This is a genomic window from Providencia sp. PROV197 (assembly GCF_028479625.1).
Lineage (GTDB): Bacteria > Pseudomonadota > Gammaproteobacteria > Enterobacterales > Enterobacteriaceae > Providencia > Providencia vermicola.
Window position 1 is genome coordinate 83,062 of sequence record NZ_JAMPNZ010000006.1, and the last position, 15,489, is coordinate 98,550.

Genomic DNA, 15,489 nt, shown 5'->3' on the forward strand with positions numbered 1-15,489 from the left:
GATAGCTCCAAGGTTCGTCTCCATGACGGAGGGTGATCGTCCATTTCGGCTCCTATAGTGAGTTAATTGTTTGCATTCAAACCGGAAGCTCTGATGCCACTTTCCAATTGATAGCACTTACGCTTTGCTCAAGACTGATTCTACAAACTAATGCTTCAATCTCTTTTTGCTCAGCGGGTGTTGCCAAAAATTCAGCACAAACCTCAAGTTGTTCTGTTTTTAATGTGTCAGCACTACTTAACGATTGCAGTCGAATGTGTAACCCATTAATAGCTTGTAAAATAAGGGTTCTAACTAAAATCTCGTCTTCTTGATGGCACATAACGCGGATTTTATAACGTTGTTCAACATCTAAGGCTTGAACTTGAGGCTGCTTATTGATGCGAGAAGCCGCTTCTCGCAATAAAATATTTGCACATAAAATCAATAAGGTAGCCATCAATGCGAGTGAATATTGCCCCAACCCGCATAACACGCCAATCCCAGCAGAACACCATAACGTTGCAGCTGTATTCAAGCCTCGAATATTCATGCCTTCACGCATGATGACACCCGCGCCCAGAAAACCGATCCCTGAAACCACTTGTGCAGCAATACGGCCAGGGCTATCAGGTGATGTCGTGACAGAACTTAAAATAAAAACAGCAGCACCCGTTGCAACTAATGCGTTGGTTCTCAGTCCCGCCATACGTTGACGCCATTGGCGCTCAGCACCAATTAAGGCACCGAGGCACATTGCCGAGACAAGATTTAAAATATCAGGAGTAAAAAGCATAATAATTCCTCCAAAAAATAATTTGGATAATCTTTTATATGCTTAATAAAAAGCACATAGCCATAATTTGAATCAATAAAGATTCAAGAATAATTAGCTATTGCCTGGAGGAAATAGAGAATAAAAATATACAAACATGATACACACTCAATACAATAGTAATAAGCTATTAATTAAATATAGAATAGTACTTTGTGTACAATATAAGGGTGTATGTATGATGGGATACATCAGACACCGCCCGCCTTAGTGGCAAGCAGTGAAAAGAAAAGACGATTACTGGCTTGCCGTTAAATTAAGTTTTTATTCCAACTCTGACTGTCCAAGTAATAATCTCCTAAATAATTGATGGGTGGAGTATAGGTGGGCTAATTTACGAAGTAAAGAACAAATTTTTAATAAATTTGAATTTAATTAAAAAACTATTATTCAATTAATGTGACAAACGTGCCTTCGTTGCCTTCTTTTTCATTAAAAAACCAAATACCTTCTGGGTAATCAGGTAATGCAATTAAATACATTACACCTTCATTAAAAGGTTCGATAAGTAAAATTGTTCCTTCTCGTCGCTCTTGCCCATCTGTTTTCACATAAACACGATCATTAATATTCATGACATCTATTTTCCAACAAAATAATATTAATCATAAATGTAACGCATACGAAAAAGCCCGTCATTAAAAATGACGGGCTTTAGAAAATCAGTTCAGCAATTAGCTTAGATAGCAGTTACGTTAGCAGCTGCTGGGCCTTTTGCACCGTTTTCAATGGTGAATTCAACTTGCTGGCCTTCTGCCAGAGTTTTGAAACCATTGCCCTGAATGGCAGAGAAGTGGACGAAAACGTCTTTGCTACCATCAGCTGGAGTGATGAAACCGAAGCCTTTAGACTCGTTGAACCACTTAACTTGACCTTTCATTTTGTCGGACATTTGACTTTTCCTATATAACATCAAAAAAACTTGCCTTTTTGGCATATACGGGCCAGAGTCAACTATTTAATCAGGGAAACACCAAGATGAAGCGTCACGGTCAAAGGCTATCTGTGATAACTTTCTTCTTTAGAACACACTAACTCAGTAATCATACATCAAATAGGACTGCTAAACAGGCCGATGCACATTAACTCATGACTTTAAGATAATAGCAACTATTTTATACATTCAATCCATAAAAAGATGCAGTTTTTTCGACTATGTCACTTTTATCCGCCATAACGTTAACAAAAACACTGCATTTAGTTGATAACTTAAAGAAAAATTTAATTACAAGGGCAAAAAAACCTTTTATTGTCAGTCAGAATTATCTGATCTCATGACAATCTGCATTAATATTTTTTTTAACTGATATATAACAATCTTGAGCCCTCGTGATACTCTGCGAGTATAGATTCAATATCTGACAGAGAGTTATCACATGGATATTATCAAACAAATACTTGTCGAAGATTTAGATACCATCAATAAACGTGAAAATCGTGATGGCAAACCGTATTTCAATAGCCAGTTCCTCGCAAACCACCCTTACTTATGTATAGGTATGATTGCAGCTTATATTCCGCTCGCCGTTATTCTTTGGTATGCGCCGTATTTTGGCCCATACTGGACGTTGGGTATTACTCTGTTATTTATTATTTTAGCTAGCGTGTTACTTTTTGATATTAAGCCAGTCTATCATTTCGAAGACATCGGCGTGTTAGATTTACGTGTTTGTTATAATGGTGAATGGTTCGTGACTGAACCTGTTTCTGAAAACGCAATTCGTAAAGTCCTTGATTCCAATGAAGTCAGTCAAACAATTAAACAAGAAATCACCCGTCTAATTGCATTAAAAGGCATGATCTCGTTTTACGATATTTATCATGTGGTTTACCCCGAAGTTTCTACACCAGTACAAGGTAAATTGGCTGCACAAAATTAATGCAATATCAATTAACTAGCATGAAATTCAGTCATATTGAGTAGTGATTGAGCAGTTGAGTTTTTTTTCAATTTTTATCGTTGACAGTCCGAGGTGATATCGTTAATATTCGCCTCGTTCTTAGGAACAAAGCAATTCCTCCATAGTTCAGTCGGTAGAACGGCGGACTGTTAATCCGTATGTCGCTGGTTCAAGTCCAGCTGGAGGAGCCAAATTTAAAAAGCCCGCTTAATGCGGGCTTTTTGCTATCTTGCATCCTCTCTATTTAACGTATAAATCTATTTTTTCTTTCCTCGCTCTCATTGTGGCTGTCTATCCCCTCATTTAGTTAAAATCAGATATTTAGGTACAGATAATCGCCAGTTTGTCTATTTAACACCCACTTGACGATTTTTTTAATTTTTATGCTTTACAACGGGAAACAGGATGGGTAATATGCGCCTCGTTCTCAGGAACAAAGCAATTCCTCCATAGTTCAGTCGGTAGAACGGCGGACTGTTAATCCGTATGTCGCTGGTTCAAGTCCAGCTGGAGGAGCCAAATTTAAAAAGCCCGCTTAATGCGGGCTTTTTGCTATCTAACATCGACTAACTCATTATTCTTTTTCTAGAAAAAATTGCTTAATCGTTTGACGTAGCCATTGGTGCGCAGGGTCTCTATCCAGACGAGGGTGCCATGCTTGCACAATAAATATAGACTCCAGCTCAATAGGGAGTTCTATCTCAACAAGTGGCAAATTGATGCTTTTCACCCCTTGTAATACATGGCGCGGTAACGGCAAGATATAATCAGACTTCATTGTTAGCATCATAGCGGAATGAAAACTGGGTAACGTCAATGCCACCTTGCGTTGCAATTTCAAATCACGCAATGCATCATCAATTGGCCCTAAAGTCCGTCCCCTTCGTGAAACACTAATATGCGGATAATGCGTTAACGTTTCAGGTGTTACGTTGTCAAGAATTGGATGCCCAGGACGTACTAGCGCTTGAAACGTGCTCGTAAATAAGCTCTGGGCTTTAATTTCAGGGTGCCAATCCCGTGATGAGCCAATAACCAAATCCACTTTGCCACTACGCAAGGAGTCATCATCTATATCACTTTCTGCGATAAAGGTTAAACTACTTCGTGGTGCCAACTTACGTAATGTTTCTAATAACCCCCCACCTAGTGCCCCAATAAAAATATCATTCGCACGTATGACAAATGTTCTTTCAAGGGATTCGGGATGAAACAACTCATCAGGTTCAATAAGTGCTTGAGCTTGAGCTATAATTTCTGCCAATTGTTGTTTTAACTCTAACGCTCTGGGTGTCGGAACCAATTTTCGCCCTGCCCGCACGAGAATAGGATCATTAAATTGTTCACGGATACGGCCTAAAATGCGGCTCATCGCAGGCGCACTTAAATTCATTTTTTCAGCAGCACCGCTCACACTGCCTTCCTCCAGTAATAAATTCAGCGCATAAATTAAATTAAAATCTATTTTCTGTGGCATATTTCCCCCGCCCACGGATTGCGTTTTTTGCAATAAATTAATTACATCATTTCATTTTAAACAATCAAGTAAAATTTAGATACTACTGCTGAAATTGATAGAACAATTATTGAAACAGCAGGAGTTTGAAATGGTTGATGCGTCTATTACGCAACCTCAAAAAAACAAATGGATAGCCAGTGCAGGCGAGATCAGTGGCCGCACATGGATGGGCCTATTTGGTGTTTTTTTAGCGGTCATGGCGAGTGGCGTGGGAGAAAACGCCAGTAAATTCGCCCTTGGCGACATCCAAGGCGCAATGGCTCTAAATATAGATACAGGAAGTTGGTTAATCTCCTGCTATGTCACAGGTTTTGTTATTGGCTCGGGTTTTACACCCTGTTTTTGGCCTACTTTTTCATTACGCCGTGTAGCCTTAGTGATGTGCTCAATTTATCTACTGGGTGGATTAATTACACCTTGGTTAGGGGAGCACTACACATGGTTGTTAACCATTCGCAGCTTACAAGGCTTCGCGGGTGGTGCTTTACCACCGATGTTAATGACCGTTGTACTGCGCTTTATGCCCCCGCTAATTAAGGTGTTAGGGTTAGGTGCTTATGGGTGGGTTTCCGCGTGGAGTGCCACCTTTGGTGCAACCGCCGCCGCATTTGCATTTCACTGGGGATGGAGTGGTTATTTTTATTGGAATTTACCCTTAATGGCCATTGCAACCATTTGCATTGGCTATGGCTTACCACAAGACCCTCTTCGCTTAGAACGCCTTAAACAATTTAATTGGCGTGGTTTAATCCTTGGGGGAAGCGCTTTAGCCATGCTAACTGTAGGAATATCCCAAGGAGAGCGTTTAGATTGGCTTAATTCCTCACTCATTTATGTCTTATTAATTGGTGGATTAGGGCTACTTGCGCTGTTTCTCATTAATGAATGGTATCACCCATTGCCATTTTTTAATTTGCAGCTGCTTGGCAAACGAAATCTTTCATTTTCATTAATTACGTTGGGTGGGGTTCTATTGATTATGGTTTCACTAGTCAATATTACCTCTGGTTATTTATCCGCAATCCAAGGATATCGACTCGAACAGACCTCAGACATGATGCTGTGGGTATCACTCCCCCAACTAATTACGCTGCCTATCGTTGCTATCATTTGTAATACCCCAAAAGTGGACTGTCGCTGGGTATTGGCGATCAGCCTGTTATTGATGGCAGCGGCTTGTGTGCTTGCATCACAACTGACCCCTGATTGGCATGGAAATAATTTTAAAACCATTTCGCTACTACAAGCAATTGCTCAACCCATGGCAGTTATTCCGTTGTTGATGATGGCAACTGGGGGACTTTTACCGACCGATGGCCCATTTGCTGCTGCGTGGTTTAACGCAGTCAAAGGCTTCGCAGCAACAGCAGCAGGTGGTGTTATTGCCCTGTTAAGCCGCCAACGGGGGGATTTTCATTCAGGCGTAATTGCCGATGGCTACGGGACAGCATATCGCAAAACCTCAGAGTCTATTGGAGAGCTGACCCAGCTTGCCTCTAGTCAGGGATATGTGCTGGCTAGTGCTGATCTTTATATGTTGGTTTCAGGCTTAGCGCTGTTGTTAACAGGGCTGATCGTTGTGATGCCAACTCGAATTTATCCGCCACGGTCTGTAGCCGCGGCTTAGTTATTGATTATCAGGAATTAACAATGAGTAAAATTAAAATTAATAAAGGTGTTGCCCTTGCAATCGCGGGTATTTTAGTTGTCGTAGGCGGGCTATTAATTAATAAGTTCGCCATTAAAAAAACAATGCAAAATACCAATGATGCTTATATTCGTGCCGATATTTCGCGTATTTCACCCCAAATTTCAGGTGTTGTTACCCAAGTTTTGGTTCAAGACAATCAATGGGTGAAAAAAGGCGAATTATTAGCGGAAATTGACCCACGGGAATTCACTGTCGCACTTTCCCAAGCGATAGCACAAGAAAACTCAGCACGTGCACGCCAAGATGATACAAAAGCGAATCTAGTACGCCAGTATGCGCTGATTTCTGCTGCGCAAGCTCAATTACAATCCGCACAAGCTGAGTTGCAATTTGCTCACCAAGAGAAAACGCGCTATCACAAAATGGCAACGACTGGCGCAGGTTCACAACAAGCGGCACAACAAGCAACTACCCGCGTACAAACGATGACTGCCAGTGTTGCACAAGCCGAAGCGTCTTTAAAAGCGGCTAAGAATATGTTGCAAGTTTTACAAGCTAAGCAATCGGACAGTGACGCTGAATTGACATTGGCGCAAGCGAAGAAAGAGATGGCTAAACTCAATTTATCTTATACCCGTATTACCGCACCGATTGCAGGAGTAGTGGGTAAAAAAAGCCTGCGAGTGGGTGAGTTTGTTAAGCCTGGTGATGCGTTAATGGCAATTGTGCCCCAAGACAAACTGTACATTATTGCTAATTACCAAGAAACACAGTTGCAGAACATTACTCAGGGGCAAACCGTTGATATCAGCATTGATACGTTCCCTGGCCAAACCCTAAAAGGCTATGTTGACAGTATCGCACCCGCTTCAGGCGCTAGCTTTTCCCCTGTTGCACCTGAAAATGCAACAGGTAATTTCACAAAGATTGTGCAACGTATCCCTGTAAAAATTACCTTTGATATTAACAAAGAGAGTGCGGCGACAATGAATGCACTACGCGTAGGCATGTCAGCCGATGTGAGCATCAACACATTGGATGGGAGCCACTAATGAACAAAACCGCCATTGCACTGGTTCTCGTAGCACTCACAGGTTGCCAAGCAGTTGGCCCCGATTACGTGCCACCGCAAGCGACTTTGCCAGAAAATTGGGGTGCTAACCAAAGCACCTCCTCCCTTCCTATCCAGTGGTGGAGCATTTTTGGTGATCCCCAGCTTTCAGAGCTCATACAACGCGCAACAAAAAGTAATTTAGATTTGCAATTAGCGACAGCGCGCATGCAACAAAGTCGCGCTTTATTAGGCATTGCCGATTCTGACTTAGCCCCTGATTTTAGCTTTGATGGTGCTTACCAGCGCCAACGTGCAACATCAGTCGGTAGTATGGATCCATCAGGGAAAAAAGGCGAGTCTGACTTTAACCTCTGGCGCGGTGGGTTTAGTGCGGTTTGGGAGTTGGATATGTGGGGAAAATTACGCCGTGCATCAGAAAGTGCTCGTGCTAATTTTGCCGCATCAGAAGAAAATCGGCGAGCCTTGTTAACCTCTGTCACCGCAGAAGTTGCCACCGATTATTTACGCCTGCGTGCTATACAGCAACAAATTCAAGTTGCAAGAGAAAACCATGCAACCTCGTTACAAACCTTGGAACTCACTCAGGTACGTTTACAAAATGGCTCAGGAAACCAACTTGATGTGGAACAAGCGCAAGTACAACTCGACCAAATCAATGCCTTGCTTCCTGTGCTAATTGATAGGGAAAATCGCCTAAAAAATGCCATTACCTTGTTGCTGGGCGAGCAACCTGGGGCGTTTAATGCCCAATTATCAACGAAAAAGAACCTCCCACAGTTAACTCAAATAGTTCCGATGGGCGTTCCGTCGGATCTTGCACTTCGCAGGCCAGATATTCGTGAAGCCGCAGAGCGCTTACACCAAGCAACCGCAGAAATTGGCGTCGCTAAAGCGGATTACTACCCACGGATCACGTTAACAGGTAATGCAGGCTACCAAGCCCTTGCATTATCCGATATGGGAAGCTGGTCAACGCATACGTTCGCCATTGGCCCCTCACTGTATTTACCCATATTCGATGGTGGAAAAATCAAACAACGTGTGACGTTAAGTGAGTACCGTCAACAAGAAATGGCAATTGCATACCAACAAACTGTTTTGCGTGCTTGGCATGAAATTGATGATGCACTTTCAGATTATCAGGCCCAACAACTCAGGCAAATACACCTAGTTTCTGCCGTTACCGCTAATCAACATGCTTTTTCATTAGCACGGGATAGCTATCTTAATGGCGCCAGTGACTTCATGCATGTATTAAGCACCCAGCGCGCCTTGTTAGATTTGCAATCGGCACAAATTACGTCTCAAGAAGAAACCGCCCTTGCTGTAGTCAATCTATATCGAGCATTAGGCGGTGGTTGGGAACACACTTATCCGTCAAATATGCAGCAGGAGGATCCTCATGCACAATACAATGAATAAAATTGTGGGCGACATATTAGAAAAAGATACAAGGCGCAAACGAGAAGCTACCGTTAGCGCAGTGCAATCATTAACAAAAAAAATGCGACGGATTACCTTGAGTGGTGATGATGTCGATAAGTTTTTAGATGATTTAAGAGCTTACGAACCCGCAAGTTGGGTCAAGGTATTTTTTCCTTGGAAAGAAAGTTTAGCGGGTCGCGCTTACACCATTAGCGGGATCAATAAAATCAACAGAACCATTGATATCGATATGGTTTTGCATGGTGATGGCCCCGCATCTCGCTGGGCTGAAAACGCATTAATCGGTGATAGACTTGGTTTTGCAGGGCCGTGTTCTGGCGGGTTTAAACCGCTATCTGAAGCAGGTTGGTTACTTTTATTGGGTGATGAAACCGCACTTCCCGCAATGCGTCGTATTCTTGAATCATTGACGGAACCAATGCCTGTTTTCTGGTTTGCAGAGGTCAGTGATGAAGCAGAAATACAAACACTAAATTACCCTGACTTAATCGTCAATAGCTGGCAAATTCGCGACCGTCATTATGATAGCGTGATGAATAGTTCTCTAGTCCGAGCCATTACTCAATGTGCTCTGCCTGCTGAACCAGGCCAAGTTTGGTTAGCCTGTGAGCAACAAATTGCTGTTTATTTGAAGAATCATTTTATCAACGAAAGAGGGATCCCCAAAACCTCACTCTTCGCAAAAGGCTATTGGAAAAAAGGGGAATCTAACTTTAAGGGTGCGGTGTAAATCGCTTATCAGGAGATAAAAATGATTAATAATGTATTGTTGGCTGTCGATAGCTTCGAAAATAGCAGTAATGCCCTCAATTTTATGCAACGTATGACAGGCTGTATTCATAATGTCATTGTCTTAACCGTTGTCGATAGCACCTTTGCGCTAAGCCGCACTAAACTAAGTCAAAATAGCGATGAACGCGATGAGTACCCTGCTGCTCAGCGAGAAGAAGCCTTAGCAGAGAAACAATTAAAAGATGTCACCAGCGCATTAACAAATATGGGATTTAAAACACAGGGGCTGCTTGCCGCAGGAACACCTATCGAGACAATCCCTAAACAAATGGAAAAACACAATTGTGATTTACTGATTATCTCCCACCGTCACCTTTCTTCATTTAGCCGCTGGCTGAATACGTCGGTCACTCGCAGTTTATTAGATGATATTTCTCAACCCGTTTTAGTGATCCCGCGTTAACCGATATAATTAAAAATGATTACAGTGGTTACCTGTTGTTATCCACTGTAATCAATACTTTTAATACACAAAGCCCATCATGGCATTGATGTTTTTTCTATTGATTTGTCCTTCAGTTTATTGTTCCTACATAATTTCCGATCAAACTTCCCTCAGTTCGCACAGATAACAGGCAAACGAACATTTTTTTCGATATTCTCCTTTGACAATCCCTTTAGAGGAAGCTAATATCCTCTGCGTACCAAGGAGTTCCTCCATAGTTCAGTCGGTAGAACGGCGGACTGTTAATCCGTATGTCGCTGGTTCAAGTCCAGCTGGAGGAGCCAATATTTAGAGAAGCCTGCTTAAAGAAATTTAAGCAGGCTTTTTGCTTTCTTATCGTTTATCATTTTTCTCAAAAGATATTTAATCATTAATTCCCATAGCTATTTTTCTCCTTTCGCTTTATCATTCGTTCCCGGCCTGAGCGTTCGCTCATCACTCACCTTCCCTTATGGAGCCGGTTTAATGACTACTGTAACTACCCTAACGATTCGCCGCCCTGATGATTGGCATGTTCATTTTCGCGATGATGATATGTTAAAAACGGTCGTTCCCTACACCAGTGAGTTTTTTGGCCGCGCAATTGTGATGCCAAATTTAGTTCCTCCCGTTACTACCGTTGCAGCCGCAAAAGCATATCGCGAGCGCATTATTCAGGCTGTGCCACAAGGGCACCAATTTACCCCGTTGATGACCTGTTATCTTACTGATGGAACTGACTCAACTGAACTCATCCGTGGCTTTCAAGAAGGTGTGTTTACCGCATGTAAATTATATCCTGCTAATGCAACAACCAACTCAAGCCATGGGGTTTCTGATATTAAGAAAATTTACCCTGTTCTGGCAGCAATGGAAAAAGCAGGTATGCCGCTATTGATTCACGGTGAAGTCACCGCGAACCATATTGATATTTTTGACCGAGAAGCACTGTTTATTGAACAAGTCATGCAGCCATTACGCGCCCAATTTCCAAACTTAAAGGTAGTTTTCGAACACATCACAACAAAAGAAGCTGCACAATATGTTTTGGATGCCAACGAATTTACCGCTGCGACGCTAACGCCTCAGCACCTGATGTTTAACCGTAATCATATGTTAGTCGGTGGTGTAAGACCGCACTTGTTCTGTTTGCCAATTTTAAAACGTAACATTCACCAAGAAGCGCTTCGTTCTGCTGTTGCATCGGGTTGTGATCGCTTCTTCCTAGGAACAGATACCGCTCCACATGTGCAATCACGTAAAGAAGCTGCTTGCGGATGTGCTGGCGTATTTAATGCACCAACCGCACTGGCCGCTTATGCAACTGTGTTTGAAGAACTAGATGCTTTAGCGCACTTTGAAGCATTTTGCTCATTGAATGGTCCTAAATTCTATAATTTGCCTGTAAATGAAGGCCATATAACCCTGACTAAAGAACCAAACATGACTTGTGAATCTATTGATTGCTGTAATGATAAATTGATCCCGTTCTTAGCAGGTGAAGATTCTCGCTGGTCAATCGCTATCGCTAAATAAGCACTAAAAATCTCGTTTATCGTCATGGGGGAAGTTGCAATCGCTTCCCTCTACGAGCCCCAGCTATATTCACTTTATTTGTGCATTTACTGTCATTTATGCAAAAAAAATATTTTATTTACTTCCTTATTAACGAAATCTCCTTATACTGAAAGTGGATTCATTCCAAGAACTTTGCTCTTAGTCAGTTATAGATATTTATTATTTATCACGCTGTTTGATTAGGAGGTTTTTATGAATAGAAAAAATGATGTTATTCAAACTCACCCAGTTGTTGGCTGGGACATTAGCACTGTAGATGCCTATGATGCTATGATGTTACGTTTGCACTACCTCCCCGAACAAGATAAAAACTCAGGCGATGCTGTCGTGGATAAAACCATGTGGCTTACCACGGATGTCGCAAAACAATTGATTGGTATTCTTCAAGCTGGCGTGGATAAGATAGAGTCTGGGGAATACATCGAATTTAATTTTAAAACACACTAAATCCTTAAATGGATATTTGAGCCGTAGATATCCATTTTTTAAATCTATAGCCTTTCAATAAAGTAGTTATATATTATATAACTACTTTACCTCATTTTATTTTTATAAATTGATTAATTTAAATTAACGACAACATTTTTTGTTTTTATTATTACTCAGTTGACATCACTAGCTATTCCAATTTATTGTAATACTCTTTCGAACCAGGACGTTCCCAATGAAAATATTAGTTATTGATGAGTGTTATTACACGAGACTTGGTATTACTGAATATTTATCAAAGAATAAGAACTTAAACTTTATTAGCACTGGCTGTTTGGGTGATGCTATTAAATTCATAAATAAAAACTCACCAAACATTGTTCTTGTTAATTTAACCTATTATTGCCACTACTCAAATTATTGTCCAACTTTACAAGGGTTACTAAACCTATCAAATAATATTCGTTTTTATATTTATATCAATGCCCCTTACCCCCAAACAGATAACCCACTATTATTAAAAGATAATTTTTTTATTTTATCCAAAAATATCATTATTAAAACATTGGATAGAGTAATTAATGATTATGCACAAATAGAAAAAATAACAAAATTAGCGAATAATACAGATACCTCTATATTTACTGTCAAGGAGCAAAAAATAATTAGCAATTGGATGAATGAAATACCAAACCATATTATCTCTAAGAAATTAGGGATAAGTAACAGTACGGTTTATTCACAAAAGCGCCATATAGCAAGTAAGGTTTTCGTTAAAAACAGAATAGAGCTTTTCTTCATTTATAATGTATTTAAATATTTATATTAAGTAAAAAGCCCTGAAAAAGGGCTTCTACTTTTTTAGTATTATACTCAATTAGCTATCGCTATTTAATAAGCCCTCTGATAAACGGTGGCGGGATTTATTAAATATTTTATTGCTCACTTCACGGCCTGCACGGCGAGCACGCTGTTCTTGCTCTGGTAGTTTCATTTCTTCATTGCATGCAGCACTACAGCAACCTTCGTATTTTTCAGCGCAAGTTGGGCATTGGATGAACAGTAGATGGCAACCATCATTGCGGCAGTTCGTGTGTGAATCACAAGGTGCCCCACACTGGTGGCAGTGCGCTAACATGTCATCTGTAATACGTTCGCCCATACGGTTATCAAAAACAAAGTTTTTCCCTTTAAAACGCAAAGGTAAGCCTTGTTCTTTGGCTTTACGTGCATACTCAATAATACCGCCTTCCACGTGATAAACATTTTTAAAGCCGTTGTGTAGCATGTATGCACTCGCTTTTTCACAACGAATACCGCCAGTACAATACATGACAACATTCTTATCTTTTTGCTCTTGCAGCATTTCCACGGCCATCGGAAGCTGTTCTCTAAAAGTATCCGATGGAACTTCTACCGCATTTTCAAAGTGACCCACTTCGTATTCATAATGATTACGCATATCAACAAATACAGTATTCGGATCATCAATCATTGCATTCACTTCATGCGCTTTGAGATATTGCCCAGTATTTGCAGGGTTAAATGTCTCATCGTCAATGCCATCAGCAACTACGCGATCACGCACTTTCATGCGCAGAACCCAGAACGATTTCCCATCATCATCAATAGCAATATTTAAGCGCAAATCATTCAATGCAGGATCTGTGCGATAAATTAGTTCACGTAAAGCGTCAACATTGGATGCTGGCACGCTGATCTGTGCATTAATGCCCTCTTTGGCAATGTACACACGGCCAAATACGTTTAACGCTTTGAATTGTTGGTACCATTCATTACGAAAGACAGCTGGGTCTTCAATATTAAAATACTTATAGAAAGAAATAGTGGTACGTGGCTCAGTTTCAGCCAACATGCGTTCTTTGAGTATTTTATTTGAAACTTGGTTATGTAACACTGGCATGGTGTTCTCTTTTCCTTTGTAACTAACTAATATTTAAACAATTAACCTGATGACTGTTAAACACAACTGCATGAGATTATTTATTCATATTATCGCTGTTATTGTGTTAATAAAAAACCCTTTATTTTAAGTGGGATTGTTATTGAAATATGATTAAAACGTTTAAATCATTATTTACTTACATAATTAACGGTATTTTAGTGACATTTGATGATTCACGATTTCATTCCGTTATGTTATAACGTTATTAATTTACCACCTTTAAATAGTAGAAATAATGCGATTATTCCCTCTCTTTTTTATTATGTTATCTCTTGTCGTGCCACAGGTAGCGGCTCATCCTCACAGTTTTATTGAAATGAAAATGACCCTTGAAACCAAACAAGATAACTATTCAGGGATAAATTATGCTTGGAAGATGGATCCAATGACCTCTGCAGATATTCTGTATGAACTCAAAGGGGTAAAAAAGGATGACCCACGCTGGAAGCAACAAGAAGCCATTGTGATGGCGAATGTATTAATGCAGGATTATTTCACTGATTTCTATTATCAAGGGAAAAAAGTCAGTTTTAAGCGCATCCCCGATAACTACCATCTTGAAAAAGACGGTTTTTCTCTAGTGTTTTACTTCACTGCGTCATTTATGCAACCTCTACCAATTAAAAGCTCCCATGTGACTCTCCAAACCTACGATCCATCATTTTATGTCAGTATGACCTACCAAAACCCGCAGCAAATTACACTACCTATAGAGCTTGCCGCGACCTGCAAGTTGGCATTAAAAGAAGCCGATATTACTGACTCCATGCGCGCCTATGCCTTTTCATTAGACAAAAATGATACACCAGATGAAGACTTAGCACTTGGTAAGCAATTTGCACAACAGGTGGATATCCAATGCCCTTAATTGCGTTGCGTAACCAAAAATGGCTCGGTGCAGTTATCTTATTAGTGCTTATAGCGTATTGCGCCTTGCAGGTTTACATCCATTGGAACTCATGGTTACAACTAAGTGTTATTTGGCAAAAACAATTAAACCAAGGGCTATCTTACCTTCTCCAAGAAACGGCGACTCGGCCATTTTATGCTGGAGGATTATTGGTCATTGCAAGCTTTGCTTATGGTTTTTTACACGCCCTTGGGCCAGGACACGGTAAATTAATCATCACCACCTATATCGCCACACAAGCCACTCACTTAAAACAAAGTGTCATGATTAGCTTACTCGCGTCTTTATTGCAGGGATTAGTCGCCATTTTGCTGGTTTCTTTTGTACTCATTTTATTCCAGCTCTCCACTAAACACCTGAACCAAGCCAGTGCTTATGCAGAGCAAATCAGCTACATTTTTGTGATCTTGCTAGGCGTATTTCTTTGTGTCAGTGCGATTCGCCGTCTTTGGCAAACCAGCAAACCAAAAAAATCAGCCGCTTTAACATTACGAAGCATACAACCACTGAATCAATCCCAACCCAAAATTATTTATAGCAAAGTGCAAACTGAGCTGTCTAGCTGCGCTTGTGGGCATCAACATGTTGTCCAATCTGAACAGCTACAAGCGGGGTTCAAAAGTAAGCTACTGATTATTCTTTCGATGGGGATCCGCCCATGCTCAGGCGCAATTTTGGTACTGCTCTTTTCGTATGTGATTGATGCATATGTGTGGGGAATGATTGCTGCGCTGATGATGGCTGTCGGCACAGCGTTAACCATCTGTTTGATTGCGGTGTTTGTTCATCTTATGAGAGATAATGCATTGCGCGTTTCACGTCTAAAAGGCGTTCAACTCTCACCATATTGGGTAATTTCACTTAAAATCATCGCTGGGGTGCTGTTTGTCTTGATGGGCGTTTTATTGTATCAAAGCGGTGCAATGGAACACGCAACCTCACCATTATTGCATTAAAAAAGGGAGGGCTCCCCCTCCCTGGCAC

Annotated in this window: 16 protein-coding genes and 3 tRNA genes; 14 read left to right on the forward strand and 5 right to left on the reverse strand. The window is 40.8% G+C overall.

Annotated features, from left to right (window positions below; genetic code table 11):
• Positions 1-76: 76 nt before the first annotated feature.
• From PR808_RS03365 to cspE, 3 genes are all read right to left on the reverse strand, one after another.
• Complete coding sequence (locus PR808_RS03365; RefSeq protein WP_272538692.1) at positions 77-775, reverse strand: MgtC family protein; 699 nt, start codon at positions 773-775, stop codon at positions 77-79.
• 425 nt (positions 776-1,200) lie between these two features.
• Positions 1,201-1,389: a protein DsrB gene (dsrB, locus tag PR808_RS03370; protein WP_206086736.1), complete on the reverse strand. Its 189-nt coding sequence runs from the start codon at positions 1,387-1,389 to the stop codon at positions 1,201-1,203.
• A 104-nt stretch (positions 1,390-1,493) separates the two neighbouring features.
• A complete protein-coding gene (gene cspE, locus PR808_RS03375) occupies positions 1,494-1,706 on the reverse strand; it encodes a transcription antiterminator/RNA stability regulator CspE (RefSeq protein ID WP_004909801.1) in 213 nt (70 codons plus the stop codon).
• 484 nt (positions 1,707-2,190) lie between these two features.
• Between cspE and PR808_RS03380 the strand changes: the two genes are divergently transcribed.
• The 3 genes from PR808_RS03380 (at position 2,191) to PR808_RS03390 (ending at position 3,234) form a co-directional block, all read left to right on the forward strand.
• Positions 2,191-2,694, forward strand: coding sequence for a YlaC family protein (locus tag PR808_RS03380; protein ID WP_206086735.1), 504 nt, complete (start codon positions 2,191-2,193; stop codon positions 2,692-2,694).
• A gap of 136 nt (positions 2,695-2,830) precedes the next feature.
• Positions 2,831-2,906 (forward strand) — tRNA-Asn (locus PR808_RS03385).
• A gap of 252 nt (positions 2,907-3,158) precedes the next feature.
• A tRNA-Asn gene (locus PR808_RS03390) sits at positions 3,159-3,234 on the forward strand.
• Positions 3,235-3,289: 55 nt separating this feature from the next.
• On the opposite strand, the gene PR808_RS03395 is transcribed toward PR808_RS03390, so the two are convergent.
• Positions 3,290-4,192, reverse strand: coding sequence for a LysR family transcriptional regulator (locus PR808_RS03395; protein WP_272538693.1), 903 nt, complete (start codon positions 4,190-4,192; stop codon positions 3,290-3,292).
• A gap of 130 nt (positions 4,193-4,322) precedes the next feature.
• Here PR808_RS03395 and PR808_RS03400 point away from each other — a divergent pair, with 130 nt between their 5' ends.
• The 9 genes from PR808_RS03400 to PR808_RS03440 all read left to right on the forward strand — a co-directional run bounded on the left by PR808_RS03400 (position 4,323) and on the right by PR808_RS03440 (position 12,458).
• A complete protein-coding gene (locus tag PR808_RS03400; protein WP_272538694.1) occupies positions 4,323-5,861 on the forward strand; it encodes an MFS transporter in 1,539 nt (512 codons plus the stop codon).
• Between the two features lie 23 nt (positions 5,862-5,884).
• The gene (locus PR808_RS03405; protein ID WP_272538695.1) at positions 5,885-6,937 is read left to right on the forward strand and encodes an HlyD family secretion protein; all 1,053 of its coding nucleotides are present in this window, start codon (positions 5,885-5,887) and stop codon (positions 6,935-6,937) included.
• Entirely contained in the window at positions 6,937-8,382 is a 1,446-nt protein-coding gene (locus tag PR808_RS03410) for an efflux transporter outer membrane subunit (RefSeq protein WP_272538696.1), read from the forward strand. The genes PR808_RS03405 and PR808_RS03410 overlap by 1 nt, the downstream gene beginning before the upstream one ends.
• The gene (locus tag PR808_RS03415) at positions 8,363-9,136 is read left to right on the forward strand and encodes a siderophore-interacting protein (protein ID WP_272538697.1); all 774 of its coding nucleotides are present in this window, start codon (positions 8,363-8,365) and stop codon (positions 9,134-9,136) included. The genes PR808_RS03410 and PR808_RS03415 overlap by 20 nt, the downstream gene beginning before the upstream one ends.
• A 21-nt stretch (positions 9,137-9,157) precedes the next feature.
• The gene (locus PR808_RS03420) at positions 9,158-9,601 is read left to right on the forward strand and encodes a universal stress protein (protein WP_206086729.1); all 444 of its coding nucleotides are present in this window, start codon (positions 9,158-9,160) and stop codon (positions 9,599-9,601) included.
• Positions 9,602-9,851: 250 nt separating this feature from the next.
• Positions 9,852-9,927 (forward strand) — tRNA-Asn (locus PR808_RS03425).
• Between the two features lie 181 nt (positions 9,928-10,108).
• The gene (pyrC, locus tag PR808_RS03430; RefSeq protein WP_272538698.1) at positions 10,109-11,158 is read left to right on the forward strand and encodes a dihydroorotase; all 1,050 of its coding nucleotides are present in this window, start codon (positions 10,109-10,111) and stop codon (positions 11,156-11,158) included.
• Between the two features lie 234 nt (positions 11,159-11,392).
• On the forward strand, positions 11,393-11,647 hold the full coding sequence (gene bssS / locus PR808_RS03435) for a biofilm formation regulator BssS (RefSeq protein WP_047756449.1): 255 nt from the start codon (positions 11,393-11,395) through the stop codon (positions 11,645-11,647).
• A gap of 217 nt (positions 11,648-11,864) precedes the next feature.
• A complete protein-coding gene (locus tag PR808_RS03440) occupies positions 11,865-12,458 on the forward strand; it encodes a LuxR C-terminal-related transcriptional regulator (RefSeq protein WP_206086727.1) in 594 nt (197 codons plus the stop codon).
• 48 nt (positions 12,459-12,506) lie between these two features.
• Here PR808_RS03440 and trhO read toward each other — a convergent pair whose 3' ends face one another.
• On the reverse strand, positions 12,507-13,553 hold the full coding sequence (trhO, locus tag PR808_RS03445) for an oxygen-dependent tRNA uridine(34) hydroxylase TrhO (protein ID WP_206086726.1): 1,047 nt from the start codon (positions 13,551-13,553) through the stop codon (positions 12,507-12,509).
• A gap of 277 nt (positions 13,554-13,830) precedes the next feature.
• Here trhO and PR808_RS03450 point away from each other — a divergent pair, with 277 nt between their 5' ends.
• Together PR808_RS03450 and PR808_RS03455 are read left to right on the forward strand one after the other, a co-directional pair.
• Complete coding sequence (locus PR808_RS03450) at positions 13,831-14,463, forward strand: DUF1007 family protein (protein WP_272538699.1); 633 nt, start codon at positions 13,831-13,833, stop codon at positions 14,461-14,463.
• A complete protein-coding gene (locus tag PR808_RS03455) occupies positions 14,454-15,461 on the forward strand; it encodes a nickel/cobalt transporter (RefSeq protein WP_272538700.1) in 1,008 nt (335 codons plus the stop codon). The genes PR808_RS03450 and PR808_RS03455 overlap by 10 nt, the downstream gene beginning before the upstream one ends.
• Positions 15,462-15,489 lie beyond the last annotated feature (28 nt).